The organism is Kribbella turkmenica (assembly GCF_004348725.1).
GTDB lineage: Bacteria > Actinomycetota > Actinomycetes > Propionibacteriales > Kribbellaceae > Kribbella > Kribbella turkmenica.
The window spans coordinates 1-21,129 of record NZ_SMKR01000134.1 but is presented as its reverse complement, the minus strand read 5'-3'; the positions used below and the strand labels follow the sequence as shown (position 1 = coordinate 21,129).

Sequence of the window (21,129 nt, the reverse complement as noted above, 5' to 3'; positions counted from 1 at the left end):
GCGCCGGAGGGGGCGCAGAGGGGTAGGGAAGGTATGGCCAGGGGACAGATCACGGTGCGGATGGCGCGCTGGAGTGCCACCCATCCGTGGCGGGCGATCGCGATGTGGGTGGTCGTCGTGATCGCGTGCTTCGCACTCGGCTCCGCGACCGGCACCAAGGAGTCCGACGGAGACGGGGACATCGGCGAGGTGACCCGGGCCGACAACATCGTCAAGTCCGGTGACTTCGCCGACCCGGACGTGGAGAGCGTGCTGATCACCTCGCCGTCCGGACAGCTCGACCAGGCCGAGGCGACCAAGGCGGCCGGTGTCGTGATCCAGCGGATGCGCGCCCTCGGTGGGGTCGCGGAGGTCGCTCAGCCGATGCCGTCGCCGGACAACGACGCCCTGATCGTCAGGGCTACCCTGAAGGACGGCGAGGACGACAACCGCGTACAGCCGCTGCTCGACACCACGGCCCAGGTCCAGCAGCAGTACCCGGACCTCCGGATCGAGGAGGTCGGCGGCCTGTCCATCGGCAAGGCACTGGACGAGACTCTCGGCGAGGACTTCAAGCGCGCGGAGATGTTCAGCCTGCCGGTGACGCTGGCGATCCTGCTGATCGCGTTCGGCGCACTCATCGCGGCGTCGGTGCCGCTGCTGCTCGCGCTGTCGGCGGTCGCCGCGGCGATCGGGTTGTCGTCGGCGGCGTCGCAGCTCGTCCCCGCGGTCGACGCGGTGAACAGCGTGATCCTGCTGATCGGGATGGCGGTCGGCGTCGACTACTCGCTGTTCTACCTGCGCCGGGAACGGGAGGAACGGGCCAAGGGCCGCGGTCATGTGGACGCGGTCGAGGTCGCCGCGGCCACGTCGGGACACGCCGTCGTCGTCTCCGGTACGGCGGTGATCATCTCGATGGCCGGGTTGTTCCTGGCCCGGGACGCGGTGTTCTCGTCCTTCGCGGTCGGCTCGATCCTGGTCGTCGCGGTGGCCGTCGTCGGTTCGCTGACCGTCCTGCCCGCCGTACTGGCGAAGCTCGGTCGCTGGGTGGACCGCCCGCGGATCCCGTTCGTCTGGCGGCTGACCGCGAGCAAGGGGCAGCCGAAGTTCTGGCCGGCGGTGCTGAAGCCCGCGTTGAAGCACCCGATCGCCACTCTGCTGGTCTCCGTCACGGCGCTGCTGGCGGTCGCCTCGCCCGCGCTGGGAATGACCCTGAAGTTCCCGGGCACCGAGGACCTGCCGCGCGACACCGCGGTGATGCAGGCGTACGACCGGCTGACGGCCGCGTTCCCGAGCACGGGTACCAGCCACGAGGTCGCCGTCCGCGCTCCGGCCAACCAGCAGCCAGCCGTGAAGGCTGCTCTGGCCGAGCTGAGCAAGCTCACCCAGAGCGACGACCTCTACGCGCAGGACGGTCTCGAGGAGCCGCGCGTCTCCAAGGACGGCACGGTCACGGTCGTGGAGGTCGCGACGCCGTACGAGGGTGGTAGTCAGGAGGCGCGTGACTCGCTGACGAAGCTGCGCAGCGAACTGATGCCGGAGACCGTCGGCAAGGTTCCGGGTGTCGAGTACGCCGTCGGCGGCTTTGTGGCCGCGGACGTCGACTACGCGGCCCACACGAAGTCGAAGCTGCCGCTGGTGATCGGGTTCGTGCTGCTGCTGACGATGATCGTGATGATGGTGACGTTCCGGTCCGTGGTGGTCGCCCTGACCGCGATCTTCCTGAACGTGCTGAGCGCGGGCGCGGCGTACGGGGTGGTGACGGCGGTCTTCCAGAACACCTGGGCCGAGGGCATCCTCGACTTCCGCTCGAACGGCGCGGTCGTCTCCTGGCTGCCGTTGTTCCTCTTCGTGGTGCTGTTCGGTCTGTCGATGGACTACCACGTGTTCGTGGTCAGCCGGATCCGCGAGGCGGTGCAGCGCGGCGTGCCGACCCGGCAGGCCGTTGCCGAGGGCATCACCGGCTCGGCGGGCGTGGTCACCAGCGCGGCCGCGGTGATGATCGGGGTGTTCGCGGTCTTCGCGACGCTGAGCACGCTGGACATGAAGCAGCTGGGCGTCGGCCTGGCGGTCGCGATCCTGATCGACGCGACGATCATCCGGGCGGTGGTCCTGCCGAGCATCATGATCCTGCTCGGCAACGCCAACTGGTGGGCGCCCAAGTGGCTCCGCGGCCGCCCTGCCAAGCACGCGGCCCCGCCCGCCCCGCGCGAGGAGGAGCGCGAGCTCACCCCGGTCGGCTGACACCCTGGCAACACCTACGAGCGCTCCACCGGATCACGGTGGGGCGCCCGTCGGGTTCTGCCGGGCCCGGTGGGTAGCCGCCTTCACGCGGCTCTGGCATTGGGAGGAGCAGAAGCGGCGTTGGGCGTTGCGGGAGACGTCGACGAAGACGCGGTCGCACTGCGGAGCGGCGCAGACGCCGAGGCGGCCGGCGAGGTCACTGCCGAGTGCGATCGCCAGACCGGCCGCGCAGCCGGCCGCCCAGCCGTTGGCGAGTTCGTCGTTCGGGCCGTGGAAGTGCAGGCTCCAGGGGCGGTCCCCGCCGCGGTCCAGCTGCGGGCGGGCGTTGGTGTCGAGCAGAAGCGCGTTGACCTCCGTCGCGGCCCGATCGAGGTCGCCTGAATGGGCCGCCTCGAAGACGATCCGCATCCGGGCCGCGAGGTCCGTCAGCCGTCGTGCGTCAGCGCGCCGTACCGCGGCCTGCGGGTAGCCGATCGCCGCCAGCGCGTCGGCGACGGCCTGTGACTCGTCCGTCGGCGCGCCGACGGGGGAGCCGCCGGAGTAGCCGGGCGTCAGCCGGTTCACGTACTCCACGGCAGCAGCCAGCACGCTACGCGCGTGACTATCAAAAGACACTTGACCAGTCACAACTCTCTCCGTACAGTCGACCTCGCGTGACTAACCATACCGCTTTGAACAGTCACGCAGGAGGAGGCGGCCATGTCCACCGCAACAGTCGGCCGGGTGCCGGGCTCGCCCTGGCGAGGACTGTCTCCCACCGTGTGGGTGCTGGTCATGGCCCGGGCGGTCAATCGGATCGGTGCGTTCACGCTGCCGTTCCTCGGGGTCGTGCTGACTGTCGAGTTCGGGGCGTCGTTGGGGCAGACCGGCCTGATTCTGGCGTTGTTCGGGGTGGCGACGATTCCGTCGCGGCTGCTCGGCGGGCAGTTGGCGGACCGCCTCGGCCGCCGCCGCACGATCGTGCTGGGCCTGGTCGGGTGCGCCGTCGCGCAGACCTGGATCGCCGTCTCCGGTGAGCTCTGGTCTGCCGTCCTCGCCACGCTCCTGCTCGGCCTGGTCTTCGAGATCTACGAACCACCCAGTCAGGCGACGATCGCCGACGTCACGGACGCGGTCGATCGACCAGCGGCGTACGGTCTGCTGAGCGCCGCGATGGCGGCCGCCGGAGTGCTGGCCGGCCTACTCGCGGCAGCGTTGAGCCATTGGGATCTGCGCTGGTTGTTCGTCGCAGACGCGGTCACCTGCACGGCGTGCGCCGTTCTGGTCGCCCGCGCGCTCCCGGCCGATGGACGCCGAGACCGCGGGCGAGTGGCGGGCGCGAAGGTCTGGCGAGACCGCCGGCTGCTCCTGCTGCTCGCGAGCGGCACGGTCTTCGCGACCATCTACATGCAGCTGGTCATCGGCATCCCGCTCACGCTGCTCGAACAAGGACTGCCGGAGTACGGCGCCGGCTTCGTCCTCGCCGTCTCGGCCGTCACCATGATCGTCGCCCAGCGCCTGCTCCGACTGCAGCACCTGGACGACTTCAGAGCCCTGACGATCGGCTACGTCCTGGTCGGCGTCGGCCTGGTGGTCAGCGCGTTCGCACACACCCTCATCGTCTTCCTGGCAGCCGCAGTCCTCTGGAGCCTCGGCGAGCTGTTCCTGCTGACCCGCTACCTCACCTTGGCCTCGGGCCTCGCGCCCGACCATGCCCGCGGTCGCTATCTGGCGGTCTTCGGCCTCAGCTGGGGCATCGCGACCGCGATCGCGCCGCTGACCGTCACCCGGCTGCTCGAATCGTTCGGACCCGCCGGGCTGTGGCTTTCCACAGCCGCGGTCGCCGCCGCACTGGCCGGGCTTCAGCCATGGTTCAGGACGAGACTGGCTCCAGCCTGACCGTCAGCCCCTTGGCTACCGGGGTGTTGCTGCCCTTGGCCACGTCGTCGGCCGACATCAGCACGTTGGTCTCCGGGTAGTACGCCGCGACACACCCGCGCGCGGTCGGGAAAGAGACCAGCCGGAACCCGGACGCCCGTCGCTCGACGCCGGCGAACTCGCTGACGATGTCGACGTACTCCCCGTCCTGGAGGCCGAGCTCGGCCAGGTCGTCCGGGTTCACGAACACGACCTCGCGGCTCCCGTGCACGCCGCGGTAGCGGTCCTCCAGCCCGTAGATCGTGGTGTTGAACTGATCGTGGCTGCGCATCGTCTGCAGCAGCAGCCGGCCCGGCTCGGTCGGCAGCCAGCTCAGGTCGTTCGCGGTGAACTGCGCCTTCGCGTCGGAGGTCCGGAACTCGCGCCGGTCCCGGGCGGCGTGCGCCAGCAGGAAGCCGCCGCCGTTCGCCCGCAGCCGGTCCTCGAAGTCCTCGTACCCGTCGGCCACCCGACCGATGCGCTGCCGGATCAGGCTGTAGTCGGTGGCGAAGTCGGCCCAGGGGATCTCGCCCACCGACGGTACGACGGCCTGCGCCAGCCCGCAGATGATGCCGATCTCGGACTTCAGCTCCGGTCCGGGCGGAATCAGGTTGCCGGTGGACAGGTGCACCGCGCCCTGGGAGTCCTCGACCGTGACCGACTGCGGACCGGCCGCAGTGTGGTCGTGGTCGGTCCGCCCGAGCGTCGGCAGGATGAGTGCTTCCCGGCCGACGACCGTGTGCGACCGGTTGAGCTTGGTCGACACCTGCACGGTCAGGTCGCACTGCCGCAGGCCGCGATGCACGACCTCGGTGTCCGGCGTCGCGGACGCGAAGTTGCCGCCCATCGCGAAGAACACCCGGACCCTCCCGTCCCGCAGCCGCTTCACCGTCTCGGCCGCGTCGACACCGTGCTTGCGTGGCGAGGTGACGGCGAACTCGCGGTCGAGCTTGTCCAGGAACGCGTCCGGCATCTTCTCCCAGATGCCCATGCTGCGGTCGCCCTGGACGTTCGAGTGGCCGCGCACCGGGCACGGGCCGGCACCGGGCTTGCCGATGTTTCCCTGCAGGAGCAGCACGTTGACGATCTCGCTGATCGTGGCGACCGCCTCGCGGTGCTGCGTCAGCCCCATCGCCCAGCAGATCACCGTCGCCTTGGACCTGATGAACCGCTGGGTGAACTCCTCGATCTCCGTACGCCGCAACCCGGTGGCCAGCTCGACCGCGGCCCAGTCGAGCTCGGCGTTGTGCTTCGCGTACAGCTCGAAGCCGCTGGTGTGCGACTCGACGAACTCCTTGTCCAGCACGGTGCCCGGGTTCGCCGCCTCGGCCTCGAGCAGAAGGTGGCCGACGGCGAGGAACAGCGCCTGGTCGCCGCCGATCCGGATCTGCAGGTGCTGGTCGGCGAGCGTCGTACCCTTGCCGACCCAGCCGCTCGGGCGTTGCGGGTTCTTGAAGTTCATCAGGCCCGGCTCGGGCAGCGGGTTGACCGAGACGATCTCGGCGCCGTTGCGTTTGGCGAGCTCGAGGTGGCTGAGCATCCGCGGCGCGTTGGTGCCCGGGTTCTGGCCGACGACGACGATCAGCTCGGACTCTTCCAGCATCTCCAGCGTGACCGCGCCCTTGCCGCTGCCGACCACCCGCGACAGCGCCGTACCGGAGGACTCGTGGCACATGTTCGAGCAGTCGGGCAGGTTGTTGGTGCCGTAGGCGCGGACGAAGAGCTGGTAGAGGAACGCGGCCTCGTTGCTGGTCCGGCCGGAGGTGTAGAAGACCGCGTCGTCGGGGTCGGTGAGTCCGGCGAGGTGCCGGGCGACCACCTGGAACGCCTCGTCCCAGCCGACGGGTTCGTAGTGGGTGGCGCCGGCCCGGAGCAGCATCGGCTCGGTGATCCGGCCGGCCTTGCCGAGCTCGTACTCCGAGATCTGGTTCAGCTGGTCGACCGAGTGGCCGGCGAAGAAGTCGCGCGGAACCCGTTTGCGGGTCGCCTCCCAGGCCACCGCCTTGGCGCCGTTCTCGCAGAACTCGGCCGCGTGTTTGCGCTTGTGGTCCGGATCGGGCCAGGCACAGGACGGGCAGTCGAAACCGCCGTCCTGGTTCATCTTCAGGAAGACCTTGCCGGTCCGGACCGGCCCCATCTCGCGGAAACCGAACCTGAACGACGAGACCACGGCGGGGACGCCGGCGGCCTTCTTCTTCGGCTGCTCGATATCGACCATGTTTCAACCATAGTTCGAGCTATCAGTCGAGGTCGGGTTGATAGATGTCGCCTGTGTGCCAGTTGCTGCCGGCTATCGCCACCGGTTCCGGCGGCCGGTAGCGGACAGATCCCTCGACAGTGCGCGCGCACCGTCCTACCGTGCCTGGGAAAGCGTTTGCCATCCTCGCCAAGGATCCGCCCATGTCCAGCTCCCGGAGTCGGTGCCTCGCCGCCGTTGTCCTCGCCACCGTGACCGCACTCGGCGGCACGACGTCCGCCTCCGCCGGTCCCGCCCCGGCCGACGGCCCGCCCCGGATGGAACGCCTCGATCGCGGCCTGGTCGCGACCACGACGACCGAGGGTGTGTTCCTCAGCTGGCGACTGCTCGGCCAGGAGGCCACCGGCGCCGGCGACCACGGTCTGACCGGCGCGGGCTTCGACGTCTACCGCGACGGGAAGTGGATCGCGACCGTCACCGACAGCACGAACTACCTGGACCGATCGGGTTCACCGAGCTCGCGCTACCGGGTCGTGTCGGTGGTGAAGGGCCGCGAAGCGGATCGCAGCGACTCCGTGTCGCCGTGGGCGGCCGGCTACACCGAACTGCCGCTCCGCAAGCCGGCAGACGGTGTGACGCCGAGAGGTGAGGCGTACACCTACTCGGCGAACGACATGAGCCTCGGCGACGTGGACGGCGACGGGCAGTACGAGTATGTCGTGCTCTGGAACCCCTCCAACGCCAAGGACGTGTCCCAGGTCGGCTACACCGGCAACGTCTACCTCGACACGTACGAGGCCGACGGCACGTTGCTGTACCGGCTCGACCTCGGGGTGAACATCCGCGCGGGTGCGCACTACACCCAGTTCCTCGTGTACGACTTCGACGGCGACGGCCGCTCGGAGATGATGATCAAGACCGCGCCGGGCACCAAGGTGATCACCTATCACCGGGACGGCCGGGTGAAGTCCGAGCGCTACGTCACCATGCCCGCTGCGGACCGACGGGCCGGGTTCTCTGACCAGGACGACTACCGGGTCAGCGCCACCGGCTACTACGACCATCTGGTCGACCTGTTCCAGCAGTGGCACCGTCAGCCGGAGGTGGTCAGCGGTCAGTGGCCGTCGACGCTGGAGGCGGCTTTCGGTATCGAGCCGCGGTACGAGTACCCGCTGTCGCACGCGGACGCGTCCGCACTGGTCGACTACTTCATGGACGCCTACGCGCCCAGTCGCAGTACGCGCAACCAGCTGCGTGCGTTCGAAGGCTTCATCGTCAGCGGGCCGGAGTACCTCACCGTCTTCGAGGGCCGCAGCGGCCGGGAGCTCGAGACCGTCCGCTACCGGCCCGGCCGGACCGACGACGGGCTCCGGTGGGGCGACTACGCGATGGCGCGGATCGAGCCCGGCAACCGGGTCGACCGCTTCCTGGCCGGCGTCGCGTACCTCGACGGCTCCCGCCCGTCCGCGGTCTTCGCCCGCGGCTACTACACCCGTACGACGATGGCGGCGTACGACTGGAACGGCCGGCGGATCACCACGCGGTGGTTCGTCGACAGCGGCTGGACGCCGATGACGAACCCGTTCAACGACAGTCCGCACGGCCGGGACGGCACCGACCCCGAGTACGGCTCGATCACGACGCAAGGGTTCCACTCGCTCAGCGCCTCCGACGTGGACGGCGACGGCCGGCAGGAGATCGTGTACGGCGCGGCGACCATCGACGACGACGGCAGCGTGCTCTACAGCTCGGCCGACGTTCTGCCACCCGGCAGCGCGGACCCCGGGGCGGTCGCCCGGCTCGGACACGGCGACGCGATGCACGTGACCGACATCGATCCGCGGCGGCCGGGGCTGGAGATCTTCACGGTGCACGAGGGCGGGAGGTTCGCGCCGTACGGCTACGCGTTGCGGGACGCGAAGACCGGTGAGGTGATCTACGGCGAGTACTCCGGCCGGGACACCGGACGCGGCATGGTCGGTGACATCGTGCCGAGCGAACCCGGCCTGGAGACGTGGGCGATGCGTCTGCGCACAGCGGACGGCGATGGCCTGGGCGCAGCTCAGCCAGGGACGAACCAGAGCATCCGGTGGGCCGCCGACGGGACCACCCAGATCGTCGACGGTGCCGGCGCGGTCACACCGACGATCAAGGACTGGCAGCGCGGCACCCTGCTCGAAGCCACCGGCACGCTGACGAACAACGGCACGAAGGGCAACCCGTCGCTGGTCGCGGACGTGTTCGGCGACTGGCGGGAGGAGTTGCTGGTGCGTACGGCGGACAGCAGCGCGATCCGGATCTACCTGAGCACCGAGGTGACCGACCGGAAGCTGTACACGCTGATGCACGACCCGCAGTACCGGGCCGAGGTGGCGCGGCAGAACACGGCGTACAACCAGCCGTCGTACCCGGGCTTCTACCTCGCCTCCGACACGGACTGGTCGAAGGTCCCACTGCACCGGTAGCACGGGACGATATGTGGGTGCGGGCACTTGTGTGCTCCCATCCCATAGCTGGGAGTCGGCCGGATTCCTAGGGTTCCGGCATGGCTACCCCACGTCGAGCCCTGGTCACCGGAGCTGCGTCCGGCATCGGCGCCGCGTGCGCGCGGCGGCTGGCGGCCGACGGCGTACAGGTGGTCGCGGTCGACCATGACCGGGACCAGCTCGCCATGCTCGAGGGCGTCCAGACGGTGGTGGCCGACCTCGCCGACCTCGACCGGCTGGCGGACCTGCCGGCGGACGTGGACATCCTGGTCAACAACGCCGGCGTCCAGCAGGTCGCACCGATCGAGCAGTTCCCGCCCGAGCGTTTCGGCTACATCGTCCGGCTGATGCTCGAGTCGCCGTTCCGGCTGATCCGTCAGACCCTGCCGCACATGTACGGCCGCGGGTGGGGCCGGGTGATCAACATCAGCTCGGTGCACGGCCTGCGGGCCAGCCCGTTCAAGGCGGCGTACGTCGCTGCGAAGCACGGGCTGGAAGGACTCAGCAAAGTGGTCGCACTGGAGGGTGCGGCGCACGGGGTGACCAGCAACTGTGTGAACCCGGCCTACGTCCGTACGCCGCTCGTCACGGCCCAGCTGGCGGATCAGGCGGCCACTCACGGCCTGACCGAGTCAGAGGTGCTGGAGAAGGTCATGCTCGAACCGGTCGCGGTGAAGCGGCTGATCGAGCCGGACGAAGTGGCGGAGCTGGTCGCGGTGCTGTGCGGCCCGGCCTCCGCCTCCATCACGGGGAGCTCGTTCGTACTCGACGGCGGCTGGACCGCCCACTAGCTCAGGAGAGCCCGTCATGACAGCAACACAACCGGTCCGAACCCGTACGCCGATCGGCCGGGTGGTCGGCGCGAGTCTCGTCGGCACGACCGTCGAGTGGTACGACTTCTTCCTGTACGGCGTGGCCGCGTCGGTCGTGTTCGGCGAGCTCTTCTTTCCCGAGGGCGAGGAGCTCACCGGGACGCTGCTGAGCTTCGCCACCTTCGCGGTCGGCTTCTTCGCCCGTCCGATCGGCGGGGTGGTGTTCGGCCACTTCGGGGACCGCCTGGGCCGCAAGAACCTGCTGGTGCTGTCCCTGCTGATGATGGGTCTGGCGACGTTCGCCATCGGCCTGCTGCCGACGTACGCACAGGTCGGTGCGCTCGCTCCGGTCCTGCTGACCGTGCTGCGACTCGTCCAGGGCTTCGCGCTCGGTGGTGAGTGGGGTGGTGCCGTACTGATCGTGTCGGAGCATGGTGACCCGGCACGACGTGGGTTCTGGGCGTCCTGGCCACAGGCGGGCGCTCCCGCCGGTCAGCTGATCGCGAACGGCGTACTGGCCGGCCTGGCCGCGTTCCAGTCCGACGAGGCCTTCAACTCGTGGGGCTGGCGCGTTCCGTTCCTGCTGTCCGCCGTACTCGTGCTGGTCGGTCTGTGGGTGCGGTTGCGGATCGAGGAGTCACCGGTGTTCAAGGAGGCCCGGGCGAACCAGCAGCCGACCGACAAGCTGCCGCTGCTCGAGGTGCTCAGCCGCTACCCGCGTGAGGTGCTGACCGCGATGGGTGCGCGGATGGCGGAGAACGTCAGCTACTACATCTTCACGATCGTCATCGCGACGTACGCGAAGGAGCAGCTGGGACTGGGCAAGTCCTTCGCGCTCAACGCCGTACTGATCGGTGCGGCCGTGCACTTCTTCGCCATCCCGATGTGGGGTGCGCTGTCCGACCGGATCGGCCGGAAGCCGGTGTACCTGATCGGTGCGGTCGGTGTGGGCGTATGGGCCTTCGTCTTCGTGGCCCTGGTGGACACGAAGAACTTCGTCCTCGCCACACTGGCGGTGACGGTCGGACTCGTGCTGCACGGCGCGATGTACGGGCCGCAGGCATCGTTCTTCACCGAACTGTTCGGTACCCGGGTCCGCTACTCCGGTGTGTCGGTGGGCTACCAGCTGGCCTCGATCATCGCCGGTGGCCTGGCGCCGTTCATCGCGGTGGCCCTGCTGAAGGTTTACGACTCCGGCTACGCGATCGCCGTGTACGTCGCCGCCTGCGCGGTCATCTCGATCGTCGCGGTGACGTCGTACTCCGAAACCCGCAAACGGGACCTCACCAGCCTCTGATCCCCTTCCAACTCTCTTCTCCTCGAGACCACAGCCGACAGGATTCCGAAGACAGCCAGAAGTGGGATGATCACCACCGTGGAGGAGCTGCTGCGGCTGCTGGCCGAGGACGCCCCGGGAAGCGAACTGGCCCGGGCGGCGGGGGAGGACTCCGTCGCCCGGGAGCTCGCGCTGCGGATCCGGGCCGGCATCGACGCCAGCAAGAAGCGTGAGGCCGAGCTGACCACCCTGGTCGACGTGGCCCGCGAGCTCGCCTCGGCCCGTGACCCGGGCCGGGTCCTCGACACCATCGTTCATCGGGCACGCACCCTGCTCGGCACGGACGTGGCCTACCTGACCTTGTACGACGACGCCCGCGGCGACACCTACATGCGGGCGACCGACGGCTCTGTGTCGGCGGCGTTCCAGCAGGTCCGGCTGCCACTCGGCGCAGGGCTCGGCGGTCTGGTCGCCGAGACCCACAAGCCCTACTGGACCGCGGACTATCCGTCCGACCGGCGCTTCCGGCACACCACTCACATCGACCAGGCGGTGGGCGAGGAGGGACTGGTCGCCATCCTCGGTACGCCGCTCATCGTCGACGGAGCGTTCGTCGGCGTGCTGTTCGCCTCCAACCGGACGCGGCGGCCGTTCAGCCGCGAGGAGGTGTCGCTGCTCGGCTCACTCGCGGCGCTGGCTGCCGTCACGATCGTCCAGGTCCGGGCGGCCGCCGAGACCGCGGCCGCCCTCGACCAACTGTCGAAGGCGCACGCCGGCACCGAGCACGCGGCCGCCGCCCACGATCGGTTCGCCGACATCGTCCTGTCCGGCGGCGACGTCGACGCGGTCGCCGCCGCGCTGGCCGAACTGCTGGACGTCTGGGTCGTCCTTGTCGATGCCGTAGGCAACGAACTTGCGGTGGCCGGGTCGCCCGGCCGGGCCGCCGTACCGTGGCAGGAGTCCGAGTCCGGCCGGCTGACGCGGATCGGCGACTGCTGGGTCGTCGCCGCGACCGCGAAGGGCGAGCGGCTGGGCGCACTCGTGATCGGTGGCGTCGACGACCTGTCCGGCGCAGACCGACGCATCGTCGAGCGCGCCGCGGTCGTCACCGCACTGGTCCTGCTGTTCCGCCGCCAAGCCGCCGAACAGTCCCAACGCGCTCAAGCCGACCTCCTCTCCGACGCCCTCAGCGGCAGCGCCGACCCGAGAACCCTGACCGATCGGCTCCGGTTGATCGCGCCGAGCCGCCACCTCGACCGTCTGGTGGTAGCGGTTTGCAGAGGCGACCACAGCGGCGTTCTCGCCAGACTCACCGCACCGCTGGAGGACAAGCTCACGCTGACCGGCCCGTACGCCGGCGACCTGGTGCTGCTGTTCGCGTCGTCCGACCGGGTGAAGGTCGCCGGCGAACTGACCGTGGTCGCCCGCCAGACCGGCGTGACGATCGCCGTCGCCGGCGCGGCGGCCTGGGGGAGCGAGTTGATCGCAGTACATCGCCAAGCAGCCCGACTGGTCGCCACGATGCAGCGACTCGGCCGCACGGGTCAGGCCGCGACGCCGGACGATCTGGGCCTGGCAGGACTCGTCGGAGCCGACCACGCCGACATCGCCGCGCACGTCGACCACGTGCTCGGTCCGGTGATCGGGTACGACGCTCAGCGCGGTACGGATCTGACCGGCACCCTCCGGGCGTACTTCGCGGCCGGCCAGAGCCCGACCCGGGCAGCCGAGGCTCTGCACGTCCATCCGAACACGGTCCAGCAACGTCTGGACCGCATCACCGTCCTGCTCGGCGACGGCTGGTTGCATCCCGATTGTGCTCTCGACGTCCAGGTCGCGCTCCGGCTGCAGGCGACCCTGGGCTGAAACCTGTCGGGTGTTTGGGGGACAGGTGTCGGGCAGGTGGACAGGGGCGTCGGGCGTTCACCCGCTGTGACGCGGCTCGTGCGGAGACGAGTCTTTGACGCGTCAGCAGCGGCATCCGGGGGGATGTGAGGCTTGCTCAGCTGGATTTACAGGGGTCGAGCTGAGCCGGTCGTCCGCGCTGTCGCGCCTGGAAGACCCCGTATCCGTCGCGCGCCGACGGAGCATTTCGCAAAGGAAGCACCATGAACCTCCGCCTTCGGGCCACCGTCGCCCGGACCGTCCGCCATGCCCGCAACCAGCTGGTGGCCGACCGGGACCGCCGGTTCCAGCGAGCACGGAAGAGGAACGACTCCGGTTTCACCCTGATCGAGCTGCTGGTCGTCATCGTCATCCTCGGCGTCCTGTCCGGGATCGTCGTGTTCGCCGTCGCCGGCATCCAGGACCGCGGCAACGCCGCCGCCTGCCGGACGGACAAGAAGAGCGTCGAGGTCGCCGTCGAGGCCTACTACGCGAAGAACGGTACCTACCCGCCGCCCGGCGACGCGGGCTGGCTCGAGCTCACCGTGGGCGTCAACCAGCTCCTGCGCAGCCGCCCGGCCGGCGACGGCTACACCATCACGCTCGGCGTCAACGGCCTGGTCACCGCGGCCGGCGCCTGCACCTGACCCCGCCCCTCAAGGGCGGACCGGCTCGGAGGAGGGCCGGTCCGTCCGCCGGACAGCGGACCAGGAGTACGGCGCCCGCGCGCCGTACCGGGTCCGACGACTTCGCCGAAGGGACGCCATGAAAGTTCCCGTGCCCGGTAGCCGGGTGGACCTGTTGCTCGAAGAACTCTGGAACGCCGGAGGGTCCGACCTGCTCCTGACCGTCGGGATGGCCCCGCAGCTCCGTGTTCACGGCGTACTGCGGCCGGTCGCCGACCGGACGCCGTTGACCCGGCGCGACACCGACGCGATGCTCACCGAGATCCTCAACCCACACCGCTCGAACGTCTGGCAGACGACGTACGAGCACGACTTCTCGTTCTCCTGGCGGAACAACGCCCGGATCCGCGCCAACGCCTTCACCCAGCGCGGCGACACAGCCCTCGCGCTGCGAATCATCCCGCGCAGCATCCCGACGATGTCGGAGCTCGGCCTGCCGCCGGCGATCGGTAGGTTCGCCCGGCTGCACCAGGGCCTCGTCCTGGTCACCGGGCCGACCGGTTCCGGCAAGTCGACCACGCTGGCCGCCGTCATCCACCAGATCAACACCGACCGGGCCTGCCACATCATCACCATCGAGGACCCGATCGAGTACGTGCACGAGCACCGCCGTTCGGCGGTGAACCAGCGCGAGGTCGGCAGCGACACCGCGTCGTTCCCGGACGCGTTGCGGGCCGCCCTGCGCGAGGACCCCGACGTCCTGCTGGTCGGTGAGATGCGAGACCTGGAGTCGATCCGGTTCGCGCTGACCATCGCCGAGACCGGCCACCTGGTCTTCGCCACCCTGCACACGAACGACACCGCCCAGTCGGTGGCCCGGATCATCGATGTCTTTCCGCCGGAGCAGCAGTCCCAGGTACGGGTCCAGCTCGCGGCCGCGCTCAGCGGGGTGGTTTACCAGCGCCTGGTTCCCCGGGTGGGCGGCGGTCTGGTGGCCGCGTTCGAGGTGATGGTCGCGAACGCAGGCATCCGCAACCTGATCAAGGAAGGCAAGACGCACCAGTTGCGCAACGCCCTCGTCACCGGCCGCCGCGAGGGCATGATCACGCTGGAGCAGTCCCTGTCGGAGCTGGTCCAGGCGGGTGAGATCTCGGTCGAGGAGGCCTGTGCCCGCAGCTCGTACCCCAAGGAGATCGAACTCCGGCCGAGGCCGGGTCCCCCCGTCCGCGCCGGTGCGGGGCAGGTGTGATGAAGCACCGTGGATGGGGGAAGCCGCCGGCGCTGACGCCGAGCGAGCCTGTCGACGTGCGGAGCGAACGACTGGGCGCCGCACTGCTGGCCGAGCGGCACGGCATCCCGGTCGTCGACCTGTGGACGATCACGCCCGAGCCCGAGGCGACGGCGCTGATCGACGAGCACACGGCGCGGGCGCTGACCGCGCTGCCGCTGGCGGTTCGTGAAGGCGCGGTGCTCGTGGTGCTCGCGGATCCGGCGGCCGGTGCGCGGGTCGAGGAAGCGCTGGGCCGTCCGGTCCGGATCGTGCTCGCGGCGCCGTCAGACATCGTCCGCGCCATCGGCAACACGTTCCGCGCGCTCGCCGCGATCGACGAGCCGCTCAAGCAGTTCCAGGCCCGCGGTACGACGTCGCCCGCCGACGAGGTCGTGGTGAACGAGGACGCGCCGGTCGTGCAGGTGGTCCAGCTGGTCATCACCCAGGGCCTGCGCGACCGGGCCTCGGACATCCACATCGAGCCGCACGACGATCGCGTCCGCGTGCGCTTCCGCGTCGACGGCGTACTGCGGGACCAGCTCGACCTGCCGGGTGCGATCGGGCCGGCCGTCGCCAGCCGGATCAAGGTGCTGGCCGACCTCAACATCATCGAACGCCGGCGCTCCCAGGACGGCCAGATCCGGATGCGGGTCGAGGGCCGCGCGGTCGACATCCGGGTCTCGACCGCGGCTGTCGTCGGCGGGGAGAAGGTGGTCCTGCGGCTGCTCGACAAGAGCCGGCCGCTGTTCCGGCTCGAGCAGCTCGGGATGCCGCCGGAGCTCGCCGGGAAGTACGCCGGCCTGCTGCGGACGCCGTACGGGATGGTCATCTGCGCGGGGCCGACCGGGAGCGGCAAGACGACCACGCTGTACGGGTCGCTCGGCGAGATCGACAGTCCCGAGCGCAACATCATGACGATCGAGGACCCGGTGGAGTACAGCTACGGCTCGATCAACCAGATCCAGATCAACGAGGCGGCCGGGATCACCTTCGCCACCGGGCTGAGGTCGATCCTGCGGCAGGACCCCGACGTCATCCTGGTCGGCGAGATCCGGGACGTCGAGACAGCACGGATGGCGGTCCAGTCCGCGCTGACCGGCCACCTGGTGCTGTCCTCGGTGCACGCCACCGACACCGCGACCGCGCTGCACCGCCTGCTCGACATGGGGATCGAGACGTTCCTGGTCGCGTCCTCGGTGAATGCAGTGATCTCGCAGCGGCTGATCCGCACAATTTGCGAGAACTGCCGCGAGTACTACGAACCGCCGGCCGCGGAACGGGCGTTCCTGCGTGGCGCCGGGGCGGAGGTCCCGGCCGTCGGCCTGATCCGCGGTGCGGGCTGCAACTTCTGCGCGCGCACCGGCTACCTCGAGCGGACCGGGGTGTACGAGCTGATGCCGGTCTCGGACGCGATCCGCGAGCTGGTCGTGGACCGCGCGCCGCTCGCCGAGATCCGCAAAGCCGCCTGTTACGAGGGTATGCGGACGCTGGAGCAGGAAGGCGCCCGGCTGGCGCAGGCAGGCGTCACCACGGTCGCCGAGGTGCTCCGGTCGATCTACACGGTGGGGATGCGATGACGAGATACGCGTACGTCGCGGTCCACGCCGACGGGAGCGCCAAGCGCGGTACGACCCGGGCCGAGAGCCGCGAGGAGGCCGAGTTCGCGCTGTACGAGCGGGAGCTGCGCAACATCCGGCTGACCGAGAAACCGGGCCTGCTGCAGCTGGAGATCACCGCTCGCCGGGTGAAGCGCGAGGAGGTCATGCACCTGACCCGGCAACTCGGTGCGTTCGTCGCGGCCGGGCTGCCGCTGACCGAGGCGGTGCACAGCCTCGGGCGCGAGTCGGAGAACTCGTCGGTTCGCCGGATGATGGTGGAGGTCGAGGACGGCCTGCGCGACGGGGAGCGGCTGTCGGACTGCTTCGACCGGCATCCGCGGGTCTTCCCGGAGTTCTACCGCGGCATCCTGCGCTCGGCCGAGCTGAGCGGCCGCCTCGACACCGTCCTCGGTCAGCTCGCGCACTACCTGGAACGCGATCTCGAGGCCCGCCGGCGGGTCAAGCAGGCCACCATGTACCCGGCGGTGGTCGCGATGATGTCGCTGGTGACTCTCGTCGTCCTGGCCGGCTTCGTGCTGCCGAGGTTCCGGGAGTTCTTCGACAGCCTGGGAGCGACCCTGCCGCTGCCGACCCGGATCCTGCTGGGCATCACGGAGTTCCTGAGCAGCTGGTGGTGGGCGCTGATGATCGGCGCGGGCGTGCTCATCCTCGCGCTTGTCCACGTGCTCAGGACGACGCCCGGCCGCTACCTGCGCGACCGGCTGGTGCTCGCACTGCCGGTGATCGGGCCGACGATCCGGTTCGCTCTGGTCGAACGGTTCTGCCGGATCCTGTCGTCGATGGTCAGCGCGGGCGTCCAACTGCCCCAGGCCTTGCGGGTGGCGACCGGCTCGCTGCCGAACCGCGTGTACCGGCGGTCGCTGGCACGGGTGATGGAGGCGATGCTTGAGGGTGAGGGCCTGGCCCGTCCGCTCGCCGCCAGCGGACTGTTCCCGGCCACAGCCGCCCAGATGCTCCGGGTCGGCGAGGACACCGGCACGCTGGACGGTCAGCTCGAGGTCACCGCGCAGTACTACGAGGGCGAGCTGGACTACAAGCTGAAGAAGCTGATCGGCCTGTTCGAGCCGGCGGTGATCTTGCTGATGGGTGGGGTGGTCGGCTTCGTCGCCATCGCGCTGGTGTCCGCGATGTACGGGATCTTCCGGCAGGTGCAGGGCTGATGCGGGAGCGTGGCGAGAGCCTGCTGGAACTGGTGATGGCGATCGCGCTGATGGGTGTGGCGATCGTCGCGGTGATGTCCGGGTTGACGACGACGGTGCTGATGTCGGATGTGCAGCGCAAACAGGCCACCGCGGTCGCCACGGTCCGCAGCTACGCCGAGGCGCTCCAGCGATACGTTGCCGACGGCCACTACGTCGCGTGTGCCACGGCGTCGTCGTACGTGGTGCCGGGCTTCGTGTCCCCGGCCGGCTTCACGGCGAAGGTGGTCAGCGGGTCAGTTCGGTACTGGACCGGAGCGTTGTGGCTGCCGCTGTGCCTGCCCGACCGCGGGCTGCAGCGGGTGCGGGTCTCGGTCGCCAGTACTGACGGTCGCGCGGTCGAGACGCTGGACGTCGTACTGCGAAAGCCCTGCCGGCTCGAGGATCCGCCGTGCACGTGAGGCGCAACGAGCAAGGATTCACGCTGGTCGAGTTGCTGATCACCATGACCCTCATGGGCGTCGTGTCGCTCGCGCTGGCGGACCTGGTGATCAATTCTCTGCGCCAGATGAGTGCGACGTCGGATCGGCTCGACATGGCACAGGACGCTCAGCTCGGGGCGACGTACTTCTCGCGTGACGTCGCTGCGGTGGGACTGCGCGACTACAGTGCTGTGGCCGCGGACGGCTCGCTGCCGTTCAAGCCGTCGGTCCAGCTGGATGCGGCGTTCACCGACGGTGGTTACACGTGTGGCCCCGCCCCTGAGGCTGCGGTCCGGTTGCTGGCTGATTACTGGGACGCCTCGGCAGTCCGACGTACTGCGGTCGTGGCCTACTACCTGAGCGCTGCCGGTGAACTCCGACGAACTGAATGCCGCGGCCCGGATACGACGCCGTCGTCCGACGTACGCATCGCGACGAACGTGAAGCCGGGGAGCGTCGAGGTGAGCTGCTCGACCACGTGCACGTCGGCCGTCGTACCGGACGGGATCACCTTGCGGTTCGTCATGCACAAGCCGTCGACGGGGGACTACGAGATCGTCCTGACCGGGCTGCGGAGGCAGACGTGAGACGCCGGGACGAGCGGGGATCGTCGTTGTTGCTGGTGCTCGTCGTGATCACAGTGGTCGCGACCGCACTCGCCGCGCTGCTGTCCAGGACGGATGCCGCCCAGCGCGTGTCGAAGAGCCTCCGGCAGGAGACGGTGGCGGCGTACGCAGCGGATGGGGCGATGGAAGCCGCGATCAACAACCTGCGGAACAGCAACTACAACGGCGAGTCCGGGCAGCGGTGTTTCGGGCTGTCCGACACGCTGTCGCTCGTCCTCTTCAACGGGCTCGACTCCGCCGCAGTGACGTGCCGACCGGATCCGAAGCAGGTGATCGTGCAGTGCGACGGCTCCGACTGCAACCGGCCGGACAACGCCATCCTCACGCTCGGGCGCATCCCGGGTGAAGACGGCCTGACGGTCGACCAGCCGGCGGACTCGGTGTTGCAGATCCACGGTGACGTCGCGTCGAACTCGACCGTCAACGTGGCCACCGGGAAGCTGAGTGCGACGGGATCGGTGTCCGCGCGCGACGGCTGCTTCGGTGATCTCTTGGGAGACCCGCTGTGCAACCTCACGGTCCTGCCTGGCGGCGAGGACCCGGCCTACCCCTCACCGCTGTCGACCGCCCCGGTCCACCGCGCGCTGCCCGGCTGCACGACGCCGAACTCGGTCGTCACCTTTCTCCCCGGGTACTACGACGACGCGGCCGGCCTGACCGCGATGATGTCGAGCGGCAGCGCCTGTCGCGGCAGCACGTGGTGGTTCACGCCAGGCCTGTACTACTTCGACTTCCACAACACCACGAACCCGCTGCTGGACAGCGGTGAGAATGTCTGGACCGTCGGCAGCGGCAATCTGGTGGGCGGCACGCTGTCGGGCGGTGCGACGGTCATTCCAGGCGCTTGCGCGAGCCCGCTCGGCGGTTCGACCGGCGGGGTGCAGTTCATCTTCGGCGGTGACAGCCGCCTGGACATAAAGGGCGGCAAGGCGGAGCTCTGCGGCAGCTACTCGCCGACCAGACTGCCGATCGCCCTGCGGGGGCTCACCAGCGGAACCGAGTCGTCGGTCGCTCTGAGTGCGCTGAAGCCGTCCGCGGTCTCGCCGGTCAGCAAGTTCGGCCTCACCGCGACGCCGTCCAGGCTGAGCACGGTCGACGGAGTCGCTGCCCGCTGGACGAGCTCGGTCGCCGTCGACACGGCTCCGGTGACCATCAACGGGTTCGCGCCGGCCGCTGTCATTCCCGCTGGATCGGTGCTCGAGTCGGCTGTTCTGAAGATTACTCACCGGCACAGCGATCCCGGGTCGACGGACCGGCTCGACGTGTCGGTCGACGTCGGATCCGGTGCGCCGCTGACCGCGTCGGTCACAGGCGGTCCGGGTGGATCGGCGTACCGGACCGAGACCATTCCGCTCGACCCGGATCGCACTGGCTCGCTGGCACGGGCGGTGTACGGCGGGACGTTCACCGGGGCGAGCGTGTCGCTGACGGCCGGGCTGACGACGGCGGGCGACACCGAGGACGTCGATGCGGTCAGCCTGGAGCTCGAGTACACGCCGCCGGCCCTGCGAGCGGCGGACGGGTGCGTGACCGAGGGGCCGTATCCCAGTGACTCAAGCGCTTGTGCGCTGGCGTCCGGCCGGCTGTTCGTCCAGGGCGCGGTTTACGCGCCTGACGGCGTACTGGACCTGACTGTCGGACCGGGTACGGCGCCGGCGGTCCGAGGAGGTGTGGTGATTCGTGCGTTGCGGATCACCGCAACGGGAACGCTGTCCGGTGTGGCCATCGACGTACCGGACGATTCACCGGCCTTCACCTTCGGGCTCCAGCTCACGGCGTACATCTGTCCGGGCGCGCTGATCTGCGCACCCGGCGGCCGTCCGGCGCTGCAGGCCCGGATCGGGCTGATCGACGCCGACCCCACCGCGCCGGTCGCCGGACGGCGGGCGGTCACGGTCCTCGGCTGGTGGCGGCCCGGCTGATGGTTCTGTGCCGAGTTTCCGCGCCAGAGGCGAACAGCCCTATCGCAACGGCATCACGCTGCGTAGTTTGGTCCGCGGGGGGATCCATGAACGAGTTGGTCAAGGTCGTCGTCGTCGACGACCACACACTGGTCCGCTACGGCCTCGCCGGCCTCGTCGATCACGAACCGGACCTGGAGATCGTCGGCGATACCGGCCACCGCGCCGAGGCGGTCGGCATGGTCCTGTCCGCCCGGGCGAACGTCGTCGTCCTCGACGTCACCCCGCCGGATTTCGACGGCCTGCGCACCGCCCGCGACCTGCGCAACCGGTACGCCGACCTCGGCATCGTCCTGCTCGCACCCGACGGCCAGGACAACGTCCTCTTCCAGGCCCTCGAGTCCGGAGTCTCCGCCTTCGTCGCGAAGACCGCCCCTACGCACGAGATCCTCGCCGCCATCCGGCACGCCGCCGTCGCGCCCACCTCGTTCACCGCCACCGAGCTGGGCCCCGCCATGGCCCGCCGCGACCAGCCGGCCGCGGCGACTCTCCTCAGCCCTCGCGAGACCCAGGTCCTCGAACTCCTCGGCCAGGGCCTCTCGGTCCGAGCCATCGCGGTGGCCCTCTCCGTCAGCGTCTCCACCGCCAAGACCTACGTAGCCCGCCTCTACGAGAAACTGGAAGTCTCCAAC

General features: G+C 69.6%; 16 protein-coding genes. 14 read left to right on the top strand and 2 right to left on the bottom strand.

The features are described 5' to 3' along the window. The first annotated feature begins 33 nt into the window (after window positions 1–33). Window positions 34–2,223: an MMPL family transporter gene (locus E1218_RS26165; RefSeq protein ID WP_132324669.1), complete on the top strand. Its 2,190-nt coding sequence runs from the start codon at window positions 34–36 to the stop codon at window positions 2,221–2,223. Window positions 2,224–2,256: 33 nt separating this feature from the next. Here E1218_RS26165 and E1218_RS26160 read toward each other — a convergent pair whose 3' ends face one another. Continuing rightward, on the bottom strand, window positions 2,257–2,811 hold the full coding sequence (locus E1218_RS26160) for a CGNR zinc finger domain-containing protein (protein ID WP_233712473.1): 555 nt from the start codon (window positions 2,809–2,811) through the stop codon (window positions 2,257–2,259). Window positions 2,812–2,922: 111 nt separating this feature from the next. On the opposite strand from E1218_RS26160, the gene E1218_RS26155 reads away from it, so the two are divergent. Next, a complete protein-coding gene (locus E1218_RS26155; protein ID WP_132324665.1) occupies window positions 2,923–4,101 on the top strand; it encodes an MFS transporter in 1,179 nt (392 codons plus the stop codon). Here the strand turns inward: E1218_RS26155 and E1218_RS26150 are convergent. Further along, the gene (locus E1218_RS26150; RefSeq protein ID WP_132324663.1) at window positions 4,076–6,337 is read right to left on the bottom strand and encodes an FdhF/YdeP family oxidoreductase; all 2,262 of its coding nucleotides are present in this window, start codon (window positions 6,335–6,337) and stop codon (window positions 4,076–4,078) included. The genes E1218_RS26155 and E1218_RS26150 overlap by 26 nt on opposite strands. Window positions 6,338–6,519: 182 nt before the next feature. On the opposite strand from E1218_RS26150, the gene E1218_RS26145 reads away from it, so the two are divergent. From E1218_RS26145 to E1218_RS26090, 12 genes are all read left to right on the top strand, one after another. Beyond that, complete coding sequence (locus tag E1218_RS26145) at window positions 6,520–8,781, top strand: rhamnogalacturonan lyase (RefSeq protein ID WP_132324661.1); 2,262 nt, start codon at window positions 6,520–6,522, stop codon at window positions 8,779–8,781. An 80-nt stretch (window positions 8,782–8,861) separates the two neighbouring features. Beyond that, complete coding sequence (locus tag E1218_RS26140; protein WP_132324659.1) at window positions 8,862–9,593, top strand: 3-hydroxybutyrate dehydrogenase; 732 nt, start codon at window positions 8,862–8,864, stop codon at window positions 9,591–9,593. A 16-nt stretch (window positions 9,594–9,609) separates the two neighbouring features. Next, window positions 9,610–10,911: an MFS transporter gene (locus E1218_RS26135; protein WP_132324657.1), complete on the top strand. Its 1,302-nt coding sequence runs from the start codon at window positions 9,610–9,612 to the stop codon at window positions 10,909–10,911. 66 nt (window positions 10,912–10,977) lie between these two features. Continuing rightward, window positions 10,978–12,756, top strand: coding sequence for a helix-turn-helix domain-containing protein (locus tag E1218_RS26130; protein ID WP_165949434.1), 1,779 nt, complete (start codon window positions 10,978–10,980; stop codon window positions 12,754–12,756). A 242-nt stretch (window positions 12,757–12,998) separates the two neighbouring features. Beyond that, a complete protein-coding gene (locus tag E1218_RS26125) occupies window positions 12,999–13,421 on the top strand; it encodes a type II secretion system protein (RefSeq protein WP_132324655.1) in 423 nt (140 codons plus the stop codon). 118 nt (window positions 13,422–13,539) lie between these two features. Further along, the gene (locus E1218_RS26120; protein ID WP_132324653.1) at window positions 13,540–14,649 is read left to right on the top strand and encodes a type IV pilus twitching motility protein PilT; all 1,110 of its coding nucleotides are present in this window, start codon (window positions 13,540–13,542) and stop codon (window positions 14,647–14,649) included. Then, window positions 14,649–16,247, top strand: coding sequence for a GspE/PulE family protein (locus E1218_RS26115; protein WP_132324651.1), 1,599 nt, complete (start codon window positions 14,649–14,651; stop codon window positions 16,245–16,247). Before E1218_RS26120 ends, E1218_RS26115 begins: the two co-directional genes overlap by 1 nt. Beyond that, window positions 16,244–17,449 (top strand): type II secretion system F family protein, encoded by a 1,206-nt coding sequence (locus tag E1218_RS26110; protein WP_132324649.1) that lies wholly within the window; start codon window positions 16,244–16,246, stop codon window positions 17,447–17,449. The genes E1218_RS26115 and E1218_RS26110 overlap by 4 nt, the downstream gene beginning before the upstream one ends. Further along, window positions 17,449–17,889 (top strand): type IV pilus modification PilV family protein, encoded by a 441-nt coding sequence (locus E1218_RS26105; protein WP_132324647.1) that lies wholly within the window; start codon window positions 17,449–17,451, stop codon window positions 17,887–17,889. The genes E1218_RS26110 and E1218_RS26105 overlap by 1 nt, the downstream gene beginning before the upstream one ends. Next, entirely contained in the window at window positions 17,886–18,497 is a 612-nt protein-coding gene (locus tag E1218_RS26100; RefSeq protein WP_132324671.1) for a PilW family protein, read from the top strand. Before E1218_RS26105 ends, E1218_RS26100 begins: the two co-directional genes overlap by 4 nt. Further along, window positions 18,494–20,458, top strand: coding sequence for a hypothetical protein (locus E1218_RS26095; protein WP_132324645.1), 1,965 nt, complete (start codon window positions 18,494–18,496; stop codon window positions 20,456–20,458). Before E1218_RS26100 ends, E1218_RS26095 begins: the two co-directional genes overlap by 4 nt. Before the next feature lie 86 nt (window positions 20,459–20,544). Then, window positions 20,545–21,129 (top strand): response regulator transcription factor (locus E1218_RS26090; protein ID WP_132324643.1); only part of this gene is annotated, 585 nt, incomplete at its 3' end.